We start from the raw sequence: 19,502 nt of genomic DNA on the forward strand, positions 1-19,502 counted from the left end.
GCTTTGAAAAAATACCGCCCGTTCCACAGGCACTTAGGCAAATTTACCAGAGATTTGCAATCATTTTTCGTGTTTCCCCGAAGCGTGGCCGACGGCCTCCGCGGCTCGAAAAACCGGCTTTGAGTCGATGATCGGCCACGGATGGCGGGCGGTAGCCGCGTGCGGCCGCTCACACTGCCCGGGCCTTTCCGCGGGAATTTCTGCCGGCCGATCGAGCGCGTGGCGGCGCCTTGCGCGCTTCGATCTCCCGGTCGAGGCGCGCTTTCAGCAGGGTCAGCACCGCCGCTTCCTCGGGCTTGAGGCCTTCGAGGAGGTCGCGGAGCTCCGCCTCGACCTCTTCCTTGACGTCGAGGAGGAGGTCGCCATCGAGGTAGCAGGACAGGATTTCCGGGTGCACGTAGCATTTCCGGCAGATCGTCGGCGTGTTGCCCAGGCGCGAGGACACGGATTCGATCGCCGCCCGGATGTTCTTCTTGGCCTTCGCCTCATCGTCGAACTGCTCGAATTCCGAGAGGGCGAGCGCTGCCAGCACCGTGCCGGCCCAGGTGCGGAAGTCCTTGGCGGTAAAATCCTCGCCCGTGATGTCGCGCAGATACGCATTCACATCCGAAGACGTGATGGTCTGACGGTTGCCTTCGTCGTCCAGGTACTGGAACAGGTCCTGCCCCGGCAGATCCTGGCAGGCCTTGACGATCCGGGCGACGCGCCGGTCCTTCACCCGAAGCTTCCAGGCCTTGCCGCTCTTGCCCTTGAACTCGAACCGAAGTTCGGCGCCCTCGACCCGCACGTGCGGGTCCCGCAGCGTCGTGAGTCCATAGCTCTTGTTCTGCTTGGCGTAATCGGCATTGCCGATCCGGATCAGCGTGTTTTCGAGAAGGTGGACGACGGTTGCCAGCACTTTCGGACGCGGCAGGCCGCGCAGGCTCATATGCTCGTCGATGGTCTTTCGAATCGCCGGCAGCGCGTGCGCGAAGGCGAGCATGTGCTCGTATTTGGTGCTKTCCCGGATGTCCCGAAAAGCCTCGTGGTAGCGGTATTGCTTGCGGCCCTTGGCGTCGCGACCGGTTGCCTGAATGTGCCCGTTCGCCTTCGGGCAGATCCAGACGTCGCTATAGGCGGGCGGGATCGCCAGCTTGCGGATCCGCGCCAGGGTCCCGTCGTCGTCGACCTTGCGCCCATTGGGGGCCACATAGGTGAAGCCTCGGCCCGATTTCCTGCGCCTGATGCCCGGCGCATCGTCGCTCACATAGCTGAGACCGGCTGTCTCGGCGGCGTCCCTGGGGTCCACCACATTCGGGACGGGAGCGTTCTGTTCCTGCAACATGAGAACCCTGGCTGAGACGGCGAGACATCAACCGCCACTCCGATCCCGGGTTCCCGGGCTGCGGATTGGCGGTTTCCTCCCGGGCGTCGGGCGTCTAGAAGAGCGCGACCCCTTCGCCGGAATGACCGTGACACTCCAGACCGCCACATCCCCGGACGCCGGCGCGACCCCATTCGCGGGTCGCAAGCTCGTCTTCGTCGTGACCGAAGACTGGTTCTTCGCGTCGCACTTCCTGCCGATGGTCCGGGCCGCGCGGGAGCTTGGGCTCGACGTGTCGGTGGTCACACGGGTCCGCGCCCACCGCGAGGTCATCGAAGCGACAGGCGCGCGGGTGATCCCCCTCGAAGCGGAGCGCCGAAGCCTCAATCCGATGGCGGCGGGTTACGCGGCGGGCCAGCTTGCCTCCGTGTTGCGGGCCGAGAAGGCCGACATGGTGCATTGCATCGCCCTGAAGGGAATCCTCGTCGGGGGCGTGGCGGCGGCCATGGCAGGCATCGACCGCCGCGTCTACGCGCTGACGGGCCTGGGGTTTCTGGGAGCAAGGCAGGATCTCGTGGGCCGCCTCTCGCAGCGCGCGGTCCGGCTTCTCATCCGGGGACTGACCACCCGCAAGACGCGCTACCTCTTCGAAAACAGCGACGACCCGCGAAGGCTCGGCCTCGATCCTTCCGGGCCGGAGACGACCATCGTGGGGGGCGCGGGTGTCGATGTCGAGGCCTTCCGGCCAGCGCCGCAACCCCCGCCGCCGCCCCTTCGCATCGCCGTGGTGGCGCGCATGCTGTGGTCCAAGGGCGTCGATCTGGCGGTGAACGCCGCGATCGCGGCGCGCCTCGCGGGGGCGGATGTGGAACTCTCGCTTTACGGCGCACCCGACCCCTCCAATCCGAAGGCGATTCCCGAGGCGATCCTGAACGCGTGGAATGCCGAACCCGGCATCGCCTGGCATGGGCCCACGGCCGATGTCGCGGCCGTCTGGCGCGATCATCACGTGGCCTGCCTCCCTTCACGCGGGGGCGAGGGATTGCCGCGCACGCTCCTCGAGGCCGCGGCCTGCGGGCGCGCGATCGTCACCACCGACGTCCCCGGTTGCCGGACCCTCGTCCGCGACCAGGTCGAGGGCTTGGTCGTGAAGCCGGGCGACGTGCCCGCCCTCACGGCGGCCTTCGTCCGACTGGCGGCCGAACCGGGTCTTGCAATCCGCATGGGAGAAGCCGCGCGCGCCCGGGTGCTCGACGGGTTCACGGAGCGCCACGTGATGGAGGCGGTCAAGCAGCTCTATCGCGACAGCCTCGCCGCATGATCGGCGATCGCGAGGCTTTCATCCGGGCCGAGACCCGCCTGCTGCCGGTGCCCCATGCGCCCGAAATTTCCCTCTACGTGGCCGACGAGGCGACGGCGCTCTGGCAGAAGACCGAGGATGAACTCGGGACTCTCGGATTGCCGCCGCCCTTCTGGGCATTCGCCTGGGCGGGCGGCCAGGCCCTTGCGCGCTATGTTCTCGACCATCCGGAGACCGTCAGGGGCCGCCGGGTTCTCGATTTCGCCTCGGGATCCGGACTCGTCGGCATCGCCGCCATGAAGGCGGGAGCAGCGGAGGTCACGGCCTGCGACATCGACGACTTCGCCATCGCGGCCATCGGACTGAACTCTGTCGCCACCGGCGTGACGCTGAGCCCCCGCCAGGACGATCTCGTCGGGCAGGATTTCGGCTGGGACACGATCTTGGCGGGGGATATCTGCTACGAGCGCGATCTCGCGCAGGCGGTCACGGACTGGCTGTTCGCCCTCCAGAACAGGGGAGCGACGGTTCTGGTCGGCGATCCCGGGCGCAGCTATCTGCCGACGGCGCGGCTGGATCGTCTGGCCGAATATCAGGTTCCGGTGACGCGGACCCTGGAGGATGCCGATGTGAAGAAGACCTCCGTCTGGCGGTTTCGCCCGGATTGAACGTCGCCCGCGACCGGGCCCTCGTGCGCCTCTCGCGAACTTGCTATATAAGCCTTCCGCTTGACCGCTGGGGGATTTCGCTCCAGCTAATCGACGGCGGCACCGTGCTGCCGCACCGGATCGATTTATGAAGCTTGTCACTCCGTTGGCGCCCGCGCAGCCGCTTTCTCCGGGTGCTCCCGCGTCGTCCGAAGCCCTTGCGGGCCCAGCCCCGAGGCATCGGAGCGTCGGCGTTCGCGTGGGCTCCGTGATGGTCGGCGGAGGCGCGCCCATCGTCGTGCAATCCATGACGAACACCGACACCGCCGACGCGGACGCGACCGTCGCGCAGATCGCGGCGCTCGCCCGGGCGGGCTCGGAAATCGTCCGCATCACCGTCGATCGGGACGAGGCGGCGGCCGCCGTGCCTCATATCCGCGACCGTCTGCACCGGATCGGCGTCACTGTCCCTCTGGTGGGCGATTTCCATTATATCGGCCATCAATTGCTGGCCGACCACCCGGCCTGCGCGGAGGCGCTGGACAAGTACCGAATCAACCCGGGCAATGTCGGCTTCAAGGAAAAGAAGGATCGGCAATTCGGCGCCATCGTCGAGATGGCGATCCGGCATGGCAAATCCGTCCGCATCGGGGCCAATTGGGGTTCGCTCGATCAGGCTCTCCTGACGCACCTGATGAACGAGAATGCCGCCTCGGATCGTCCGCGAGACATGCGCTGGGTCACCCGCGAGGCGATGATCCAGTCGGCGCTGCTCTCGGCCGCGCGCGCGGAGGAAATCGGGCTCGGGCGGGACCGGATCATCCTGTCGGCGAAGGTCTCGGCCGTGCAGGACCTCATCGCCGTCTACCAGGACCTCGCCCGCCGCTCCGATTACGCCATCCATCTCGGCCTCACCGAGGCCGGCATGGGCAGCAAGGGAATCGTCGCGTCCTCGGCTGCGATCGGCATCCTGCTGCAGCAGGGCATCGGCGACACGATCCGCTATTCGCTCACGCCCGAGCCGGGAGGGGATCGCACCGTCGAGGTCAAGACCGCGCAGGAATTGCTTCAGACGATGGGCTTTCGGACCTTCGTGCCGCTCGTCGCAGCCTGTCCGGGTTGCGGCCGGACCACCTCCTCGGTGTTCCAGGAGCTGGCGCGGGATATCCAGAACTGGATCTCGGATTCAATGCCCGAATGGAAGCGTCTCTACCCGGGAACCGAGAATCTCACGGTGGCGGTCATGGGCTGCATCGTGAACGGCCCCGGAGAGTCGAAGCATGCCAATATCGGGATCTCCCTCCCGGGCACGGGAGAGCTGCCGGCGGCGCCGGTCTTCATCGACGGCGAAAAGGCCATGACGTTGCGCGGGCCCACCCTCGCCAAGGATTTCCAGGGCATCGTTCAGGATTATATCGAGAAGAAGTACGGAGAGGCCCGGCGGAAAGCCGCCGAGTAAGGCCACGCAAGGCGTTGCGCCTTCCGACGCCGGCTTCGGGAACCGCCCATCGAATTCGGTTTTAAGCCTGAGCACGACGTGTTAGAGAGCCGCCGCGCCGGCGCAACGGCCGCCGCATGAACAGGAGTGGCCGCCCTTTTTTCGCACCCGCAGAAACCCAGGGCCCGTCCGCGGATCTTTCCGCAAAGAAAACAACATGGCAGAACAGCAAGCTGTAGCATCCGGGCGCGTCGATTCCGCGTCTCCGGACGCCTCCCTCCCCGAGACGCATCCCAAGGCGAGCTTCTGGACGCTGATGCTGGGCTCGATCGGCGTCGTCTTCGGCGATATCGGCACGTCTCCGCTTTACGCCTTCAAGGAATCCGTGGCGGCCGCCGCCGACGGGGGGCCRGTGACCCGTGAGATCATCCTGGGCGTGCTGTCGCTGATCCTGTGGTCGCTCGTCCTCGTCGTGACGGTCAAATACGTCTTCATCCTGCTGCGGGCGGACAACAAGGGCGAGGGCGGAACGTTGACGCTCGTGGCGCTCGCCCAGCGGGCAACCGGCAAGCGCAAGGGCTTGGTGGTGATGCTCGGCATCATCGGCGCCGGACTGTTCTATGGTGACGCGGTGCTGACCCCGGCGATCTCCGTCCTGTCCGCGGTGGAGGGCCTGAAAATCGCCGCGCCGACGCTCGGCCCCTATGTGGTGCCCATCACCCTCGCGATCCTCACCGCCCTCTTCATGGTGCAGAGCCGCGGCACGGGGCGCGTCGCAACCTTCTTCGGCCCCATCATGCTGATCTGGTTCGCCGCGTTGGCAATCGCGGGAATGCTGCACATCGCGGACGATCCGAGCGTGGTGACGGCGATCAACCCCGCCTACGCGGCGATGTTCTTCGTCGACCATTCGGGCGTTTCGCTCGCGGTGCTGGGCGCCGTCTGTCTGGCGGTTACGGGCGCCGAGGCGCTTTACGCGGATCTCGGACATTTCGGCGGCAAGCCGATCCGGACCGCCTGGCTCTATCTCGTTTTCCCCGCCCTGGTGATCAACTATTTCGGCCAGGGGGCGCTGGTCCTCGCACATCCGGAAGCCGCCGAATCGCCCCTGTTCCGGCTGGTTCCCGATTGGGCGCTGTTGCCGATGGTGATCCTCGCGACGCTGGCGACCATCATCGCCAGCCAGGCAGTCATCACCGGCGCGTTCTCGCTGACCCGCCAGGCGGTCCAGCTCGGCCTCCTGCCCCGCCTCGAAATCCGTTTCACCTCGGCGGCGCACCAGGGGCAGATCTATGTGCCGCGCGTGAACATGCTGCTGCTCATCGGCGTCATCATCCTGGTGCTGATCTTCCAGTCGTCGAGCAACCTCTCCCACGCCTACGGCGTGTCGGTATTCGGCGCCATGTCGGTGGATGCGATTCTCGCCATCATCGTGATCTGGAAAGGCTGGCGCTGGTCGCTCGGCATGACCCTCGCCCTGATGCTGCCGTTCCTGTTCATCGACCTGTCGTTCTTCGGCGCCAACCTGTTGAAGCTCTTCACGGGCGGCTACGTGCCGGTCATCCTGGCATCGGTGATCATCCTGATGATGTGGACCTGGGTCAAAGGCACCACGATCCTGTTCGAGAAGACGCGCAAGATCGACGTGCCGTTCATCGAACTCGTCCGGATGCTCGAAAAGAGCCCGCCGCATCAGGTCAAGGGGACCGCCGTCTTTCTCACCAGCGATCCCGACACGGCGCCCGCGGCCCTGCTGCACAATCTCAAACACAACAAGGTGCTGCACGAAAAGAACGTGATCCTGACGGTGCGCTCGGAGGATGTGCCGCGCGTCGAGATGGAGGATCGCGTGCGTATCGAGCAGGTCGGCGCCGCGTTCTGGCGCATCCAGCTCAGTTATGGCTACATGGAAACGCCCAACATCCCGCGCGGCCTCGCCCTCCTGCGCAAACAGGGCTTCAAGTTCGACATCATGGCGACGTCGTTCTTCCTGTCGCGGCGTTCGATCCGGCCCGCCACCCATTCGGGCATGCCGCTCTGGCAGGACAAGCTCTTCATCGGTCTCGCCAAATCCGCCAGCGACGCCACGGACTTCTTCCAGATTCCAACCGGCCGCGTCGTGGAGGTGGGGACGCAGGTCACGGTCTGAGCGGTTGTCCCCTCAAAGCTGCGATGCCAGTCTGAGCCCATGACGTCGATCACCCTCCTCCGCCCGAGCCTTGCCTGGCTGTCGCAATACGAAGAGGCGCTGGCGCGGGGCTGGTCCCCCAATACCGACCAGGATGTCAGCCGCGAGCAACTTCGGCAACTCCGCCTGAACCCCGAGCGATTCCTTCACGAGCTCTACAATTCGCCCACCCTGCGGCTGCCCGATGGACGCGAGGTGCAAAGGCTCCCCGCTCATGATTTCTGGATCAGCGACGGCGCATTCTGCGGCCGGATCGGCTTCCGTTTTCAGCCCGGCACCGAGGACCTGCCGCCCACAGCCATGGGGCATATCGGCTACACCGTGGTGCCCTGGAAGCAAGGGCGGGGCTACGCCACCGCGGCCCTGCGCCAGATCCTTCCCGTCGCCCGCGCGGAAGGATTCGCCCGCGTACTCCTCACCTGCGATGACGACAACGAAGCCTCCAGGAAGGTGATCCTCGCCAATGCGGGAACTCCAGACGGCGCGGTGCCGCATCCGGGTCGCCCGGGGCACGTGAAGCTGATGTTCTGGGTGCCGACGATCCCCTAGACATCCCGCTCGACCACGAACCGCACCGCCTGCCGGAGGATATCAGCCCGCTCGCCGAAGAGCGCGAGGGCGGCGTCGGCTTCCGTGACGAGCCGGTCGCATTCGCGGCGGGCATCCGCCATTCCCATGAGATCCACCAGGGTCGCCTTGCCCTTCTGCCGGTCCTTGCCGGTGCGCTTGCCCATGACTTCCGCGGACGCTTCCCGGTCGAGAATGTCGTCGGCGATCTGGAAGGCGGCGCCGAGCGCCCTGCCATAGGAGCCAAGACATTGGAGATCGGCCGCGCTCGCACGGGCCGATACGGCGCCCGCCTCCACCGCGAAGGCGAGAATCGCTCCGGTCTTCATGGCCTGCAGCCGGCGAATGCCCGTCTGGTCCGCGAGAACCGGGCCGTAGCGGCCTTCGGCCGCGAGATCCAGCATCTGGCCGCCCACCATGCCGCCGAGGCCGGAGGCACGGGCGAGCCTCAGCACAAGATCGGCGCGAATCGCCGGATCGGCGTCGGTCGCCGGATCCGCCAGAACCTCGAAGGCCAACGCCTGCAGCCCGTCGCCGGCCAGGATTGCCGTGGCCTCGTCGAACGCCTTATGAACGGTTGGCCGGCCGCGCCTGAGGTCGTCATCGTCCATGGAGGGCAGATCGTCGTGGACGAGAGAATAGCAATGCAGCAGCTCCACCGCGCAGCCCGCCCGGAGGGCGCCCGCCTCATCGCCCCCAAGCATGCGCGCCGTCTCCACCGTCAGGAAGGGACGCAGCCGCTTTCCCCCGCCCAGAGCTCCGTGGCGCAAGGCCTCCATGAGACGAGGCGGCCGTGCGATCTCGCCGGGACGCACGGCGTCTGATAGCAACGCTTCGAGCGTCGTCTCGACATTCCCTGCGACTTCGAGCAGTCGCGCCATGAAAGAGCTGGTGGAACGCATTATGTTCAGCCTGAATACGGGCAGCGAAAGCAGCCGGTCGGAGGATATCGTCGACGATGGTTCGGCAACGGTCGAGCAACGGCGGCGGAAGCCGATGACGGTGTCGCGGGTACTTCGCCGCATCGTCCGCGTCGGCTTCGGCCTGATCCTCTTATGGGTTGGAGCGGTCTTCTGGCTAGGGCTTTTGTACTGGGCGGTGCCGCCCGTCTCGACCTTGATGATCGGCCGCTGGGCCACGCTACGCCCGGTCGAACGGAGCTTCGTGCCGCTCGACGCCATTTCGCCCAACCTGCCTCTCGCCGTGATGACCTCCGAAGACAGTCGCTTCTGCACCCATACGGGGGTGGATTGGGATGCGCTGCGCGAAGTGGTGGAAGCCGCCGACGAGGACGGTCCCGCGCGCGGGGCCTCGACGATCCCCATGCAGACCGCCAAGAACCTCTTCCTCTGGAACGGGCGCTCCTATCTGCGCAAAGGTCTGGAACTGCCAGTGGCACTCTATCTCGACCTGATCTGGTCCAAGGACCATATGATGCAGACCTATCTCAACATCGCCGAATGGGGAGACGGCATCTTCGGCGCGGAGGCGGCGGCGCAGCATTATTTCGGCAAATCGGCCCGCACCCTGACCCGGCGGGAGGCAGCGCTTCTGGCAACCGCTCTGCCCAACCCGCTGATGCGCAACCCCGGCCGTCCGAAAGCCGGGCATGCGCGCATGGCCACGCGCATCATGGGGCGGATGGCCAATGCGGCGCCGCCAAGCGATTGCCTGAAAGGCTAGCGGGCGCGACGAGACCCGGGGTTTTGCCCGATAGGGGCTAGATATTCGGGTCAGAACCTTGTATGAGGCGCAACCTTATCGAGATTAAGACGTGAGCGTCCCCCGTTGGAGCGGGCCGTTCCGCTGTTGACCGGAGTCGAAAAAATGGCCGTTCCAAAAAGAAAAACCTCGCCCTCGCGGCGCGGTATGCGCCGCTCCGCCGACGCCTTGAAAGCCCCGACCTATATCGAGGACAAGGATTCCGGCGAACTGCGTCGTCMGCACCACATCGACCTGAAGTCCGGCATGTACCGGGGCCGTCAGGTTCTGACGGTGAAGACCGAAGCCTAAATCCGTCGCCCTTGCGACAATAGGAACCGGCGTCCCGCGACGCCGGTTTTTTATTGCGCGATTGCCCATCCCGAACCCCGGCTTCCGTCGCGTTTTTTAGGGTTCGTTAAGCCAGACGCGCGATCCTCGCACCAGTCATATTTCGGCTGGATCGAGCGCCCTGTCGCAGCCTCGCCGGCCATCCATTGCGATTGCGCTGTCGAGGTCGAACGAGGGTCATGGCGACGAAAACGCCCGGTCGGGCGAGAATCTTCACGGGCGAGACCCTGCGTCGGCGCGGCCTCCCGCTGCAAGTGGAGCCGGCCGCGGCCCTGGTTGCCTTGGGCGGCGTCGTCTACGACTGGGATCTCGCGAGCGATGCTTTGTCCTGGGGACCCAACGCCTCCGCGACCCTGGGGCTCCGGCCGCACGAACTTCCCGCCACCGGGTCCGGTTTCCACGAGCGGGTCGAACCCCGCAGCGGGCAGACGCGCCATGAGGCCCTGGCCCTCGGCGAGACCCGCTACGATCTGCGCTATGTCCTGCGGCTGGACGACGGCCGTGCGATCTCGGTCCAGGATGCGGGCCGCCTGATCTCAGGTGCCGATGACCGGCCCGGCATCGTGCGCGGCTGCCTGAGCACGGACCCGCGCGGCCACAATCAGGAATCGCTGCCCCGATCGGTCCAGGCGCGCTCGGTGCTCCTCGGCCGCCTGCGGACCGACATCGCCGAGGCGCTGCGCTTTTCTCATGGGCTGACGCTGGTCGTCTGCGAGATCGCCGGAGACGAACTTCCGGATATCGCCGATACCATGCGGCTCGCCCGCCCGATGCTGCGAATTCGCGACTACATCGCCCCCCTGTCGGCGACCCGGTTTGCCATCCTGCTGGCGTCTTGCGCCGCCACCGACGCGCCCGCCGCCACCCGGAAGCTTTCCACCTTGCTCGCCGCCGATGGGCGCGAGGTCCGTATCGCGGCCGCGAGCGCGCCCTCTCACGGCCTCGAACCGTGCCGCCTGCTGCGCCTCGCCGAACAGGCCCTTTCCGTATCCCCGGCCGGATCGGCAACGACGATCTGCGATCCGCACGCCGTGGCCGGCAGTCGCCGACTCCGGCCCGCCGCCGAGCCGATCGACGTCGTGCGGGCGCTCAACGAGCGTGACGTCGCGCTGTCGCTCCGTGCCATCGTCGACGCGCACAACCTTGCGCCGACGATGGCGCGGGCGGAGACCCTCGTCTCGGGCGCTCCCTTTCACCAGGCGCTGCCGGACCCCGAAACCGCTCTCATGGTGGATGCCCGCAGGCTTGAACTTGCGGCCGATCACCTCGCGACGCATGGCGACGCGCGCCTCATCCTGCCGATCGCGACCGCCACCTTGCGCAACCCCGAATGGCTGTCGGTTCTGGCGGCCCATCTGGGCGCGCGCACGGGTATCGCGTCGCGGATGATCGTTGCCTTGCCCGAAGCGGTTCTGGTCGAGAAAACAAAGGTTCTCGGGCGGCTCGACGCCATGAAGGCGCTGGGCATCGGATTGTCGCTGGACGGCTTCGGTCGCGGCCACGCGACCTGCGCTCGGCTGCGGAACCTGCCGGTCGATCTTGTCACCCTCAACGGAATCTTCATCCAGAATCTGGGGCGGTCCACGGGCGACCGCCTCTTCGTCCGCACCCTCGTGGACATCGCCCAGCACCTCGGCATCGCTACGGCGGCCGAGTGGGTCAACGATAGCGGGACGGCCGACATGCTCAGCGGCTGGGGGGTCGATTACCTGCAGGGCGGGCTGTTCGGGCGATCGCCCGTCCGCGAGGCGCACAAGCTGGCGCGCCGCGCGTAACCGGCGCGCCTCCGACCGTTATTTACGGGAGAGGTCGTTGAGCTTCGCCTGCATCTCGGCCATCTGGCGCTTGAGCGTTTCGAGTTCGCTCGTCGTGCCTTCGAGTTCTCCGCGGGGGCCCGAAGCGCCGCCCGGGCGCCCGGTAAACGGCGTGAACATGCGCATGGCCTCGGTGAACAGGCCCATGTTCTTGCGCACCTGTTCCTCCATGGTCTGGAACACCGAGCCGCCGAACGTGGCGCTCATCTGATCGCGCAGCTTCTGCTGGTCGCGCGACAGATTATCCATCGAGAACTCGAGATAGCTCGGAATCAGGGACTGGATGCTGTCGCCATAGAACCGGATGAGCTGCCGCAGGACCGTCACGGGGAGGAGGTTCTGCCCTTCCTTGCCTTCCTGCTCTACGATGATCTGCGTCAGGACCGAACGGGTGATGTCGTCTCCGGTCTTCGCGTCGTAGACGAGAAAGTCTTCACCGAGGCGGACCATCCCGGCGAGATCCTCGAGGGTCACGTAACTCGATGTGCCGGTATGGTAGAGGCGGCGATTGGCATATTTCTTGATTACGGTCGGTTTTATTTCCGTCGCCATGATTCCCGATACGGTCCTGATCTGGTCCGGAAAATCCGGCTCGCCCGGCAGCTTACAGGCCTTACCGGCGGCGATCAAAGCCCGAAATGGCAATTCGGCATTCCTGCGCGGCGTCGGCCCTTGACTTCCCTCCGGGGCGGGCTTTGATCGGCTCATCAGACAAGCGCCCGGCGGGATCCGTTCCTCTCGGGCAAGCAGGAGGAGATGAGAATGTCCGAAGACAACATCGTCATTGTCGGCGCCGCGCGCACCGCGGTCGGCTCGTTCAACGGAGCTTTCGGAAACACCCCCGCGCACGAACTCGGCGCGGTCGCCATCAAGGCGGCGCTCGAGCGCGCCAAGGTCGATCCGGCCGAGGTCGACGAGGTGATCTTCGGACAGATCCTCACGGCGGGCCAGGGCCAGAACCCGGCCCGACAGGCCGCGATGGCGGCGGGCATCCCGCAGGAAAAGACCGCCTGGGGCCTTAACCAGCTTTGCGGCTCGGGCCTTCGCACGGTCGCGGTCGGCCTGCAGCAGATCGCCAACGGCGACGCCAAGATCATCGTGGCGGGCGGCCAGGAATCCATGTCGCAGGCGCCGCACGCGGCCTATATGCGCGGCGGCACCAAGATGGGCGACCTGAAGATGGCCGACACCATGCTCAAGGACGGCCTGATGGACGCCTTCCACGGCTACCACATGGGCAACACCGCCGAGAACGTCGCGCAGAAATGGCAGCTCACCCGCGAAGAGCAGGACGAATTCGCCGCGCAGTCCCAGAACAAGGCCGAAGCCGCCCAGAAGGCCGGCAAGTTCAAGGACGAGATCGTCCCCTTCACCATCTCGACCCGCAAGGGCGACACGGTCGTCGATCAGGACGAATACATTCGCCCCGGCACGACGGCCGAATCCCTCGGCAAGCTGAAACCGGCTTTCTCCAAGGACGGCACCGTGACGGCCGGCAACGCATCGGGCATCAATGACGGCGCCGCCGCCATCGTGCTGATGAGCGAAGCCGAGGCGACGAAGCGGGGGCTGAAGCCGCTGGCGCGCATCGTCTCCTGGGCGACCGCGGGCGTCGATCCGGCGGTGATGGGCACGGGCCCGATTCCGGCCTCCCGCAAGGCGCTGGAAAAAGCCGGCTGGAAAGTCTCCGATCTCGATCTCGTGGAGGCCAACGAGGCCTTCGCCGCACAGGCGCTGGCGGTCAACAAAGACATGGGCTGGGACCCGTCGATCGTGAACGTCAATGGCGGCGCCATCGCCATCGGCCACCCCATCGGCGCATCCGGCGGACGCGTGCTCGTGACTCTCCTTCACGAAATGCAGCGCCGCGATGCCAAGAAGGGTCTGGCAACTCTGTGCATCGGCGGGGGCATGGGCATCGCCATGTGCGTCGAGCGTTAAGCCATAGATTTGCGCCGACGCACTTCTCAACTTCTCCGTGGGCGCTAAGCTATAGAAGACGGCCCGGCTCGACCCGGACCGTCTCATCATAAGCGGGCCCAGCGAGGCCCGTCGGAACGGTTCAGGGAAGGAACACAGCATGGCGCGCGTCGCATTGGTCACCGGTGGCACCCGCGGTATCGGGGCCGCGATATCCCGACACCTCAAGGAGGCAGGCTATTCGGTCGCGGCCAATTATGCCGGGAACGACGAGGCGGCGAACGCCTTCAAGGCCGAGACCGGCATTCCGGTCTTCAAGTTCGACGTCTCCGATGCGGCAGCCTGCGAGACGGGCATCAAGGCCGTGACCGATCAGCTCGGCCCCGTCGAGGTGCTCGTCAACAATGCGGGCATCACCCGCGACGGAACGTTCCACCGGATGACTTTCGAGCAATGGTCGCAGGTGATCCGGACCAATCTCGATTCCATGTTCACCTGCACCCGACCTGTCATCGAGGGCATGCGCGAGCGCGGCTTCGGCCGGATCATCCTGATCTCGTCGGTCAATGGACAGAAGGGCCAGCTCGGGCAGACCAATTATTCGGCGGCAAAAGCCGGCGTCGTCGGCTTCGCCAAGGCGCTCGCGCTCGAGAACGCCAACAAGGGCATCACCGTCAACGTGATCGCACCGGGCTACATCGCCACCGAGATGGTGCAGGCGGTTCCGCCCGACGTGCTCAAGACCAAGATCCTGCCGCTCATTCCGGTCGGCCGCCTTGGGGAAGCGGAGGAGATCGCCCGCGCGGTGGCGTTCCTCGCCTCCGACGACGCCGGCTTCATCACCGGCTCGACGCTGAGCGCCAATGGCGGTCAGTACATGGCCTGACGGCCGCCGGCGACGAAAGCCGGGACGGGACCCTCGAGACTTCAGAAAGCTCTCCTAAAGCGGAGAGCTTTCGTTTATGCGAGCGCGATGACCCCACGCCGCGCCACCGCCATCGGCTTCATCGCCGTCCTGTTCTGGTCGATGCTGGCGCTGCTCACCGCGGCGACCGGCACCATCCCGCCCTTCCAGCTTGCCGCCATGACGTTCCTAGTCGGCGGCCTCGTGGGCGTGGCTAGCTGGGTCGTGCGGCCGCAAGGCATTCGCGCCTTGCGCCAGAAGCCTGCCGTATGGGCCCTCGGCATCGCGGGCCTGTTCGGCTACCACGCACTCTATTTCGCCGCCCTGCGCCTCGCGCCGCCCGCCGAATCGGGGCTGATCAACTATCTGTGGCCCCTGCTGATCGTGCTGTTCTCGTCGCTGTTACCCGGCGAACATCTGCGGCGCGCGCATGTCATCGGGGCCGTTCTCGGGTTTTTGGGCGTCATCGTGCTGATCGCCGGGAAAGGGGCCCTGAACGCGCGCGTCGAGTATTTCCCCGGCTATCTCTGCGCCTTCGTGGCAGCCTTCGTGTGGGCTGCCTATTCGGTCCTGTCGCGCCGTTTCGGCGAGGTGCCGAGCGATGCTGTCGCGGGCTTCTGCCTTGCGACCTCCCTGCTGAGCCTCATCTGCCACGCATTGTTCGAGACGACCGTCTGGCCCGACACGACGACACAATGGCTGGCGCTCGCCGCCCTCGGCCTCGGGCCCGTCGGCATCGCGTTCTATGTGTGGGACATCGGCATGAAGCGCGGCGACATCCGTTTTCTCGGCGTCGCCTCCTATGCCACGCCGGTCCTCTCGACGCTGCTGCTGGTAGCGGGGGGCTATGCCGAGGCCTCGCTCACGCTGGCGCTTTCCTGCGGTCTGATCGTCGCCGGCGCGCTGGTGGCGACGCTGCCGGTCAGGCGCCGCCCGGCATGAGGCGATGCGTGTATTCATACGCGGTCTCGAATCCGAGCGTCGAATAGAGCGAGCCGGCAATTTCGTTCTCGGCGCGCACCTGCAGATAGGCGCTGTGAGCGCCCTCCCGGCATCCCCATGAGATGAGGCTGCTGACGACGCGGCGGCCGAGGCCGATGCCCCGGAGGTCCGGCGCGACCACGATGTCGTAGAGGCCCACATAGCCCCGTTCGGCGACGCCCAATCCCCAGGCAACCGGCCTGTCATCGAGGAGCAGGGTCGCAAACACAGCTTTCTGCCGAATCCGCGACACGATCTGCGCCAGCATGGCACCATCCGCCTTGTCGCCGCCGTAGGATTGCGACGCGCCCCGCACCCAAGGATCCGACGCCTCCGCTTCCAGCAACACGTCGGAATCCGGCGTGCAATCGTCTCCGATCGGCGCGACCATGACGCGGGTCGGCTCGACTTCGATGAATCCGCGATCCTTCAACAGGGCATCGGCATCCGGATGCTCGAGTCCGTTCAGGCGGAAGGTCGGGCGAACGTTCGCTTTCAGGAACTGCTCGATCATGTGATCCAGGAGCGCGTCGTCCAGCGTCGCGCCTTGCGCGAGCGGCGTCGCCGAATTGGCGCGCTTCGAATAGCCGCCTGCGAAGCGCAGCATCCAGCCGTCATAGGTCTGGTACTCGAAAGAGGGCCATGCATTGACGAGGCGGCTTTCGAGCCCGCGAACGAGGTCGGGATCGATCATGAGTCGGAAACCTTCATCCTGCAAAATGCCTTTGCGTCAAAACTTGTTCTTCCACTCGCGCAAAGCCTGGAACACCGCAAGGGGCGGCGCGCCTTCGAGGTCGACGGATTTCGCAAGCGCAGGCTCGCCCGCGCGAAGAAACGGATTGGTGGCCTTCTCCTCCCCGATGGTGGACGGGATCAGGAAACGGCCTTCCTTCTGGGCCGTCGCGGCTTCCGCGGCGCGCCGCTGCAGGGCGGCGTTATCGGGATCGGCTGCAATCGCGAAGCGTGCGTTCGACAAAGTGTAATCGTGCCCCGAATAGACGCGCGCCTCATCCGGGAGCGCCGCGAGCCGCTGGAGCGAATGCCACAGGTCCGCGTAGCTGCCTTCGAGCATCCGGCCACAGCCCAGCGTGAACAGCGTGTCGCCGCAAAAAAGCGCGCGATCGGCGGCGAACCAGTACGACACATGATCGGCGCAATGGCCCGGCGTGTCCCACACATGGGCCTGCAGGCCGCCCACATGGACCGTGTCGCCTTCGCGCACGAAGACGTCGGCGCCGGGGATCTGGTCGCGCGCCTTCGCCGGGGCCACGACCCGGCAGCCGAGGCGCGCCTTCAGCGGCGCAATCGCCTGGACGTGGTCGGCATGGCGATGGGTGACGAGAATTTCCGACAATTCCCAGCCGGTCTCGGCCAAAGCGGCGAGGATCGGCGCCTCCTCGGGCGCATCGATCGCCGCGCACATGCCGCTGGCGGGATCATGGATGAGAGCGCCGATATTGTCGGACAGACAGCGGAAAACGTGGATCTGGGCGGTCATCGGCGAGCCTTGTGTGCGGTGTATCGAGTTATCATGGGACAGTCGCGCGGCGAAACCAGTCTTGACAGGCAAAGACCCGCCGCGTTGGGTCCAATGGACACACACAGCGTCGAGACGGATGAGCATCGATATCACGGACCTCAGAGGTTTCTACGCCAGCCCGCTGGGCGGCGTGACGCGCCGTTACGTCAACCGGGCGATCGGGCGGTTCTGGGGAAATCTGACGGGCCTGCGCGTTCTCGGCCTCGGCTATGCGCCGCCCTATCTGGCGTCGGCCATCGTCGAGAGCGAACGCACCCTCGCGTTCATGCCCTCGAACCAGGGGGTGGTGAACTGGCCCGGCACGGGCGCGTCGGCCTCCGCGCTCGTCGATCCGCTCACCATGCCGTTGCCGGATGCCTGCATCGACCGGGTTCTCCTGGTCCATGCCCTGGAGACCGTGGAGAGCCCGAGCGAATTGCTGCACGAGATCTGGCGCATCCTGACGCCGGGCGGCCGCATCATCATGGTGGCCCCCAACCGACGCGGCCTGTGGGCGCGCATGGACACCACGCCTTTCGGCTACGGCCAGCCCTATAGCCGCTCCCAGTTGAAGGCGCTGATGCGCCAGACCTGGTTTTCTCCGGAGGGCTGGGCCGAAACGCTGTATGTGCCGCCCCTGCGCAACCGCCTGCTGCTCCAGACCGCGCAGGCCTGGGAGCAGGTGGGCATCGGTTTCTCGCTCCCCTTCGCGGGGCTCCATGTGGTCGATGCCACCAAGCAGCTCTACCGACCGGGCGCCGTGCGGGCGGTCCAGCGCTCCCGCCGGATTTCGCCAGTCTTCGCCCCGGCTTCCTCGCCGGCCTCGCGGGTGGGCCTTTGAAGCCGGCATCGGGGCCGAGTCGAGCGTTATCTTGACTTGAGGGTGCTAAATCGCCAGTGTCCCGCCATCCGGCGTGGCTGCCCAGGTCAGCGCCGGTTTTTCGTTTTTTCAATAGAGTCTGATGCGCAGTTACCTCGATTTCGAAAAGCCCGTCGCCGAACTTGAAGCCAAGGTCGAAGAGCTTCGCGCCATCGGTGAAAACCGTGACGCCGTCTCGATTTCCGACGACATCACCCGCCTCGAGACGAAGGCCGCGGAGGCGTTGAAGGATCTCTACGGCAAGCTGACGCCGTGGCAGAAGACGCTTGTCGCGCGCCATCCGCAGCGGCCGCATTTCGTCGATTACTGCGCCGGGCTGATCACCGATTTCACGCCGCTCGCCGGCGACCGGAAATTCGCCGAGGACGAGGCGATCGTCGGCGGCTTCGGCCGCTTTCGCGGTTCGGCCGTCTGCGTGCTGGGCCAGGAAAAGGGTCACAACACCGAGACCCGCATCCGGCACAATTTCGGCATGGCGAGGCCCGAGGGCTATCGAAAGGCCGTGCGCCTGATGGAACTCGCCGACCGGTTCGGCTTGCCGGTCCTGTCCTTCGTGGATACCGCGGGCGCCTATCCGGGCATCGAGGCTGAAGAGCGCGGCCAGGCCGAGGCCATCGCCCGCTCCACCGAAATGCAGCTCTCGCTCGGTGTACCGAACGTGTCTCTCGTCATCGGCGAGGGCGGGTCCGGCGGCGCCATCGCGATTGCCACCGCCAACAAGGTGCTGATGCTCGAACACGCCATCTACAGCGTGATTTCGCCCGAGGGCGCGGCCTCGATCCTGTGGCGGGATTCCGCGCGGGCGCAGGACGCCGCCACCAACATGAAAATCACCGCCCAGGATCTCCTGCGCCTCGGCATCATCGACGGCATCGTGGTCGAGCCCACCGGAGGAGCCCACCGCGACCCGCAGGCCGCCATCGGCGCCGCGGGCGATGCCATCCAGGAAGCCCTCCACGATCTCGGCAATATGGGCCCGGCGGAATTGCGCGACCACCGCGCCGACAAGTTCCTGAATATCGGCCGGAAACTGTAAGGCGCCTGACGGGGACGTCGTTCAATGCGGATGCTGGGCTTGCTGGGCGGCATGAGCTGGGAAAGCACCGCCATCTATTATCGCCACCTGAACGAGATTGCGCGCGAGCGACTCGGCGGCCTGCATTCGGCGCGAATATTGCTCTGGTCCGTCGATTTCGCCGAGATTGCCGAGCGTCAGCACGCGGGCGACTGGCAGGGCGCCGGGGCCGTCTTGACGGAAGCCGCCCGACGTCTCGAACAGGCCGGCGCCGAGGCGCTGGTGGTTTGCACCAACACCATGCATCTGGTGGCGGCCGAGATCGAAGCGGCAATCTCCGTTCCGCTGATCCACATCGCCGACGCCACCGCGGCGGCCATCAAGAAAACCGTCTCGCGCCGTCCCGCCCTGCTGGCGACCCGCTTCACCATGGAGCACGATTTCTACAAGGGCCGGCTGCGCGAGCGCCACGGGATCGACGTGACGGTCCCCGATGAAGCAGGCCGGGATCTCGTGCATCGGGTGATCTACGACGAGTTGTGCCGCGGCATCGTCCGCGCGCCGTCCAAGGCCGCCTACCTGTCGGAGATCGACCGTTTGCGGAAAGCGGGTGCCGACGGGGTGATATTCGGCTGCACGGAGGTCGGAATGCTGATCGGGCAGGATGATGTCGACCTGCCGGTTTTCGACACGACCCGGATCCACGCCGCCGCCGCGATGGATTTCGCCCTCGGGCCCGGCTCCTGATTGGCCAAAATGTCGCATCGCCGCTGCGAGCCTTCGGTCGGCACGAGCGGCGGCGACGCGCCTTTTACCGGGCCTTCACTATAACTCCGTTACGGCAGAGCTTGCGGTAACGGCGAGTTAAGGCTAACGATCTAGACAGGTTGGGGAACTGCCCGGCGTCAAAGATCGGGCAGATCATAAGGAACGCGGGGTCCCCCATGTTGAAACGTATCGCATTGGCAGCGAGC

19 protein-coding genes are annotated in these 19,502 nt (G+C 66.0%); 14 read left to right on the forward strand and 5 right to left on the reverse strand.

Going from position 1 to position 19,502, the window contains the following annotated elements; genetic code table 11:
- Positions 1 to 169: 169 nt before the first annotated feature.
- Positions 170 to 1,324, reverse strand: a complete 1,155-nt coding sequence (locus AC1DVM_RS18040; RefSeq protein WP_477256615.1) for a DNA topoisomerase IB — start codon at positions 1,322 to 1,324, stop codon at positions 170 to 172.
- A gap of 127 nt (positions 1,325 to 1,451) precedes the next feature.
- On the opposite strand from AC1DVM_RS18040, the gene AC1DVM_RS18045 reads away from it, so the two are divergent.
- From AC1DVM_RS18045 to AC1DVM_RS18065, 5 genes are all read left to right on the forward strand, one after another.
- The gene (locus AC1DVM_RS18045) at positions 1,452 to 2,624 is read left to right on the forward strand and encodes a glycosyltransferase family 4 protein (protein ID WP_477256617.1); all 1,173 of its coding nucleotides are present in this window, start codon (positions 1,452 to 1,454) and stop codon (positions 2,622 to 2,624) included.
- The gene (locus AC1DVM_RS18050) at positions 2,621 to 3,271 is read left to right on the forward strand and encodes a class I SAM-dependent methyltransferase (RefSeq protein ID WP_477256619.1); all 651 of its coding nucleotides are present in this window, start codon (positions 2,621 to 2,623) and stop codon (positions 3,269 to 3,271) included. Before AC1DVM_RS18045 ends, AC1DVM_RS18050 begins: the two co-directional genes overlap by 4 nt.
- Positions 3,272 to 3,398: 127 nt before the next feature.
- A complete protein-coding gene (gene ispG, locus AC1DVM_RS18055; RefSeq protein ID WP_477256621.1) occupies positions 3,399 to 4,709 on the forward strand; it encodes a flavodoxin-dependent (E)-4-hydroxy-3-methylbut-2-enyl-diphosphate synthase in 1,311 nt (436 codons plus the stop codon).
- A gap of 196 nt (positions 4,710 to 4,905) precedes the next feature.
- The gene (locus AC1DVM_RS18060) at positions 4,906 to 6,837 is read left to right on the forward strand and encodes a potassium transporter Kup (protein WP_477256623.1); all 1,932 of its coding nucleotides are present in this window, start codon (positions 4,906 to 4,908) and stop codon (positions 6,835 to 6,837) included.
- A 39-nt stretch (positions 6,838 to 6,876) separates the two neighbouring features.
- Positions 6,877 to 7,425: a GNAT family N-acetyltransferase gene (locus tag AC1DVM_RS18065; RefSeq protein ID WP_477256625.1), complete on the forward strand. Its 549-nt coding sequence runs from the start codon at positions 6,877 to 6,879 to the stop codon at positions 7,423 to 7,425.
- Here AC1DVM_RS18065 and AC1DVM_RS18070 read toward each other — a convergent pair.
- Positions 7,422 to 8,345 carry a polyprenyl synthetase family protein gene (locus AC1DVM_RS18070; protein ID WP_477256627.1) on the reverse strand — a complete coding sequence of 308 codons (924 nt, stop codon included), beginning with the start codon at positions 8,343 to 8,345 and terminating at the stop codon, positions 7,422 to 7,424. The genes AC1DVM_RS18065 and AC1DVM_RS18070 overlap by 4 nt on opposite strands.
- 1 nt (position 8,346) lies before the next feature.
- On the opposite strand from AC1DVM_RS18070, the gene mtgA reads away from it, so the two are divergent.
- The 3 genes from mtgA (at position 8,347) to AC1DVM_RS18085 (ending at position 11,270) form a co-directional block, all read left to right on the forward strand.
- On the forward strand, positions 8,347 to 9,126 hold the full coding sequence (gene mtgA, locus AC1DVM_RS18075) for a monofunctional biosynthetic peptidoglycan transglycosylase (RefSeq protein WP_477256629.1): 780 nt from the start codon (positions 8,347 to 8,349) through the stop codon (positions 9,124 to 9,126).
- A 144-nt stretch (positions 9,127 to 9,270) separates the two neighbouring features.
- Positions 9,271 to 9,456, forward strand: a complete 186-nt coding sequence (gene rpmF, locus AC1DVM_RS18080) for a 50S ribosomal protein L32 (protein ID WP_477256631.1) — start codon at positions 9,271 to 9,273, stop codon at positions 9,454 to 9,456.
- A gap of 218 nt (positions 9,457 to 9,674) precedes the next feature.
- Positions 9,675 to 11,270, forward strand: coding sequence for an EAL domain-containing protein (locus AC1DVM_RS18085; RefSeq protein WP_477256633.1), 1,596 nt, complete (start codon positions 9,675 to 9,677; stop codon positions 11,268 to 11,270).
- Positions 11,271 to 11,288: 18 nt separating this feature from the next.
- On the opposite strand, the gene phaR is transcribed toward AC1DVM_RS18085, so the two are convergent.
- Positions 11,289 to 11,861, reverse strand: coding sequence for a polyhydroxyalkanoate synthesis repressor PhaR (phaR, locus tag AC1DVM_RS18090; protein WP_477256650.1), 573 nt, complete (start codon positions 11,859 to 11,861; stop codon positions 11,289 to 11,291).
- Positions 11,862 to 12,065: 204 nt separating this feature from the next.
- Here phaR and AC1DVM_RS18095 point away from each other — a divergent pair, with 204 nt between their 5' ends.
- The 3 genes from AC1DVM_RS18095 (at position 12,066) to yddG (ending at position 15,075) form a co-directional block, all read left to right on the forward strand.
- Complete coding sequence (locus tag AC1DVM_RS18095; RefSeq protein WP_477256635.1) at positions 12,066 to 13,250, forward strand: acetyl-CoA C-acetyltransferase; 1,185 nt, start codon at positions 12,066 to 12,068, stop codon at positions 13,248 to 13,250.
- A gap of 139 nt (positions 13,251 to 13,389) precedes the next feature.
- Entirely contained in the window at positions 13,390 to 14,115 is a 726-nt protein-coding gene (gene phbB, locus AC1DVM_RS18100) for an acetoacetyl-CoA reductase (RefSeq protein ID WP_477256637.1), read from the forward strand.
- A gap of 87 nt (positions 14,116 to 14,202) precedes the next feature.
- Positions 14,203 to 15,075, forward strand: a complete 873-nt coding sequence (yddG, locus tag AC1DVM_RS18105; RefSeq protein WP_477256639.1) for an aromatic amino acid exporter YddG — start codon at positions 14,203 to 14,205, stop codon at positions 15,073 to 15,075.
- Here the strand turns inward: yddG and AC1DVM_RS18110 are convergent.
- Together AC1DVM_RS18110 and gloB are read right to left on the reverse strand one after the other, a co-directional pair.
- The gene (locus AC1DVM_RS18110; RefSeq protein ID WP_477256641.1) at positions 15,056 to 15,808 is read right to left on the reverse strand and encodes a GNAT family N-acetyltransferase; all 753 of its coding nucleotides are present in this window, start codon (positions 15,806 to 15,808) and stop codon (positions 15,056 to 15,058) included. The genes yddG and AC1DVM_RS18110 overlap by 20 nt on opposite strands.
- Before the next feature lie 36 nt (positions 15,809 to 15,844).
- A complete protein-coding gene (gloB, locus tag AC1DVM_RS18115) occupies positions 15,845 to 16,612 on the reverse strand; it encodes a hydroxyacylglutathione hydrolase (protein ID WP_477256643.1) in 768 nt (255 codons plus the stop codon).
- Positions 16,613 to 16,730: 118 nt separating this feature from the next.
- On the opposite strand from gloB, the gene AC1DVM_RS18120 reads away from it, so the two are divergent.
- The 3 genes from AC1DVM_RS18120 to AC1DVM_RS18130 all read left to right on the forward strand — a co-directional run bounded on the left by AC1DVM_RS18120 (position 16,731) and on the right by AC1DVM_RS18130 (position 19,275).
- Entirely contained in the window at positions 16,731 to 17,474 is a 744-nt protein-coding gene (locus tag AC1DVM_RS18120) for a methyltransferase domain-containing protein (protein WP_477256645.1), read from the forward strand.
- A gap of 121 nt (positions 17,475 to 17,595) precedes the next feature.
- Positions 17,596 to 18,549, forward strand: a complete 954-nt coding sequence (locus AC1DVM_RS18125; RefSeq protein WP_477256646.1) for an acetyl-CoA carboxylase carboxyltransferase subunit alpha — start codon at positions 17,596 to 17,598, stop codon at positions 18,547 to 18,549.
- Between the two features lie 24 nt (positions 18,550 to 18,573).
- Positions 18,574 to 19,275 carry an aspartate/glutamate racemase family protein gene (locus tag AC1DVM_RS18130; protein ID WP_477256648.1) on the forward strand — a complete coding sequence of 234 codons (702 nt, stop codon included), beginning with the start codon at positions 18,574 to 18,576 and terminating at the stop codon, positions 19,273 to 19,275.
- Positions 19,276 to 19,502 lie beyond the last annotated feature (227 nt).

This window comes from Microvirga sp. P4_A5, assembly GCF_056402495.1.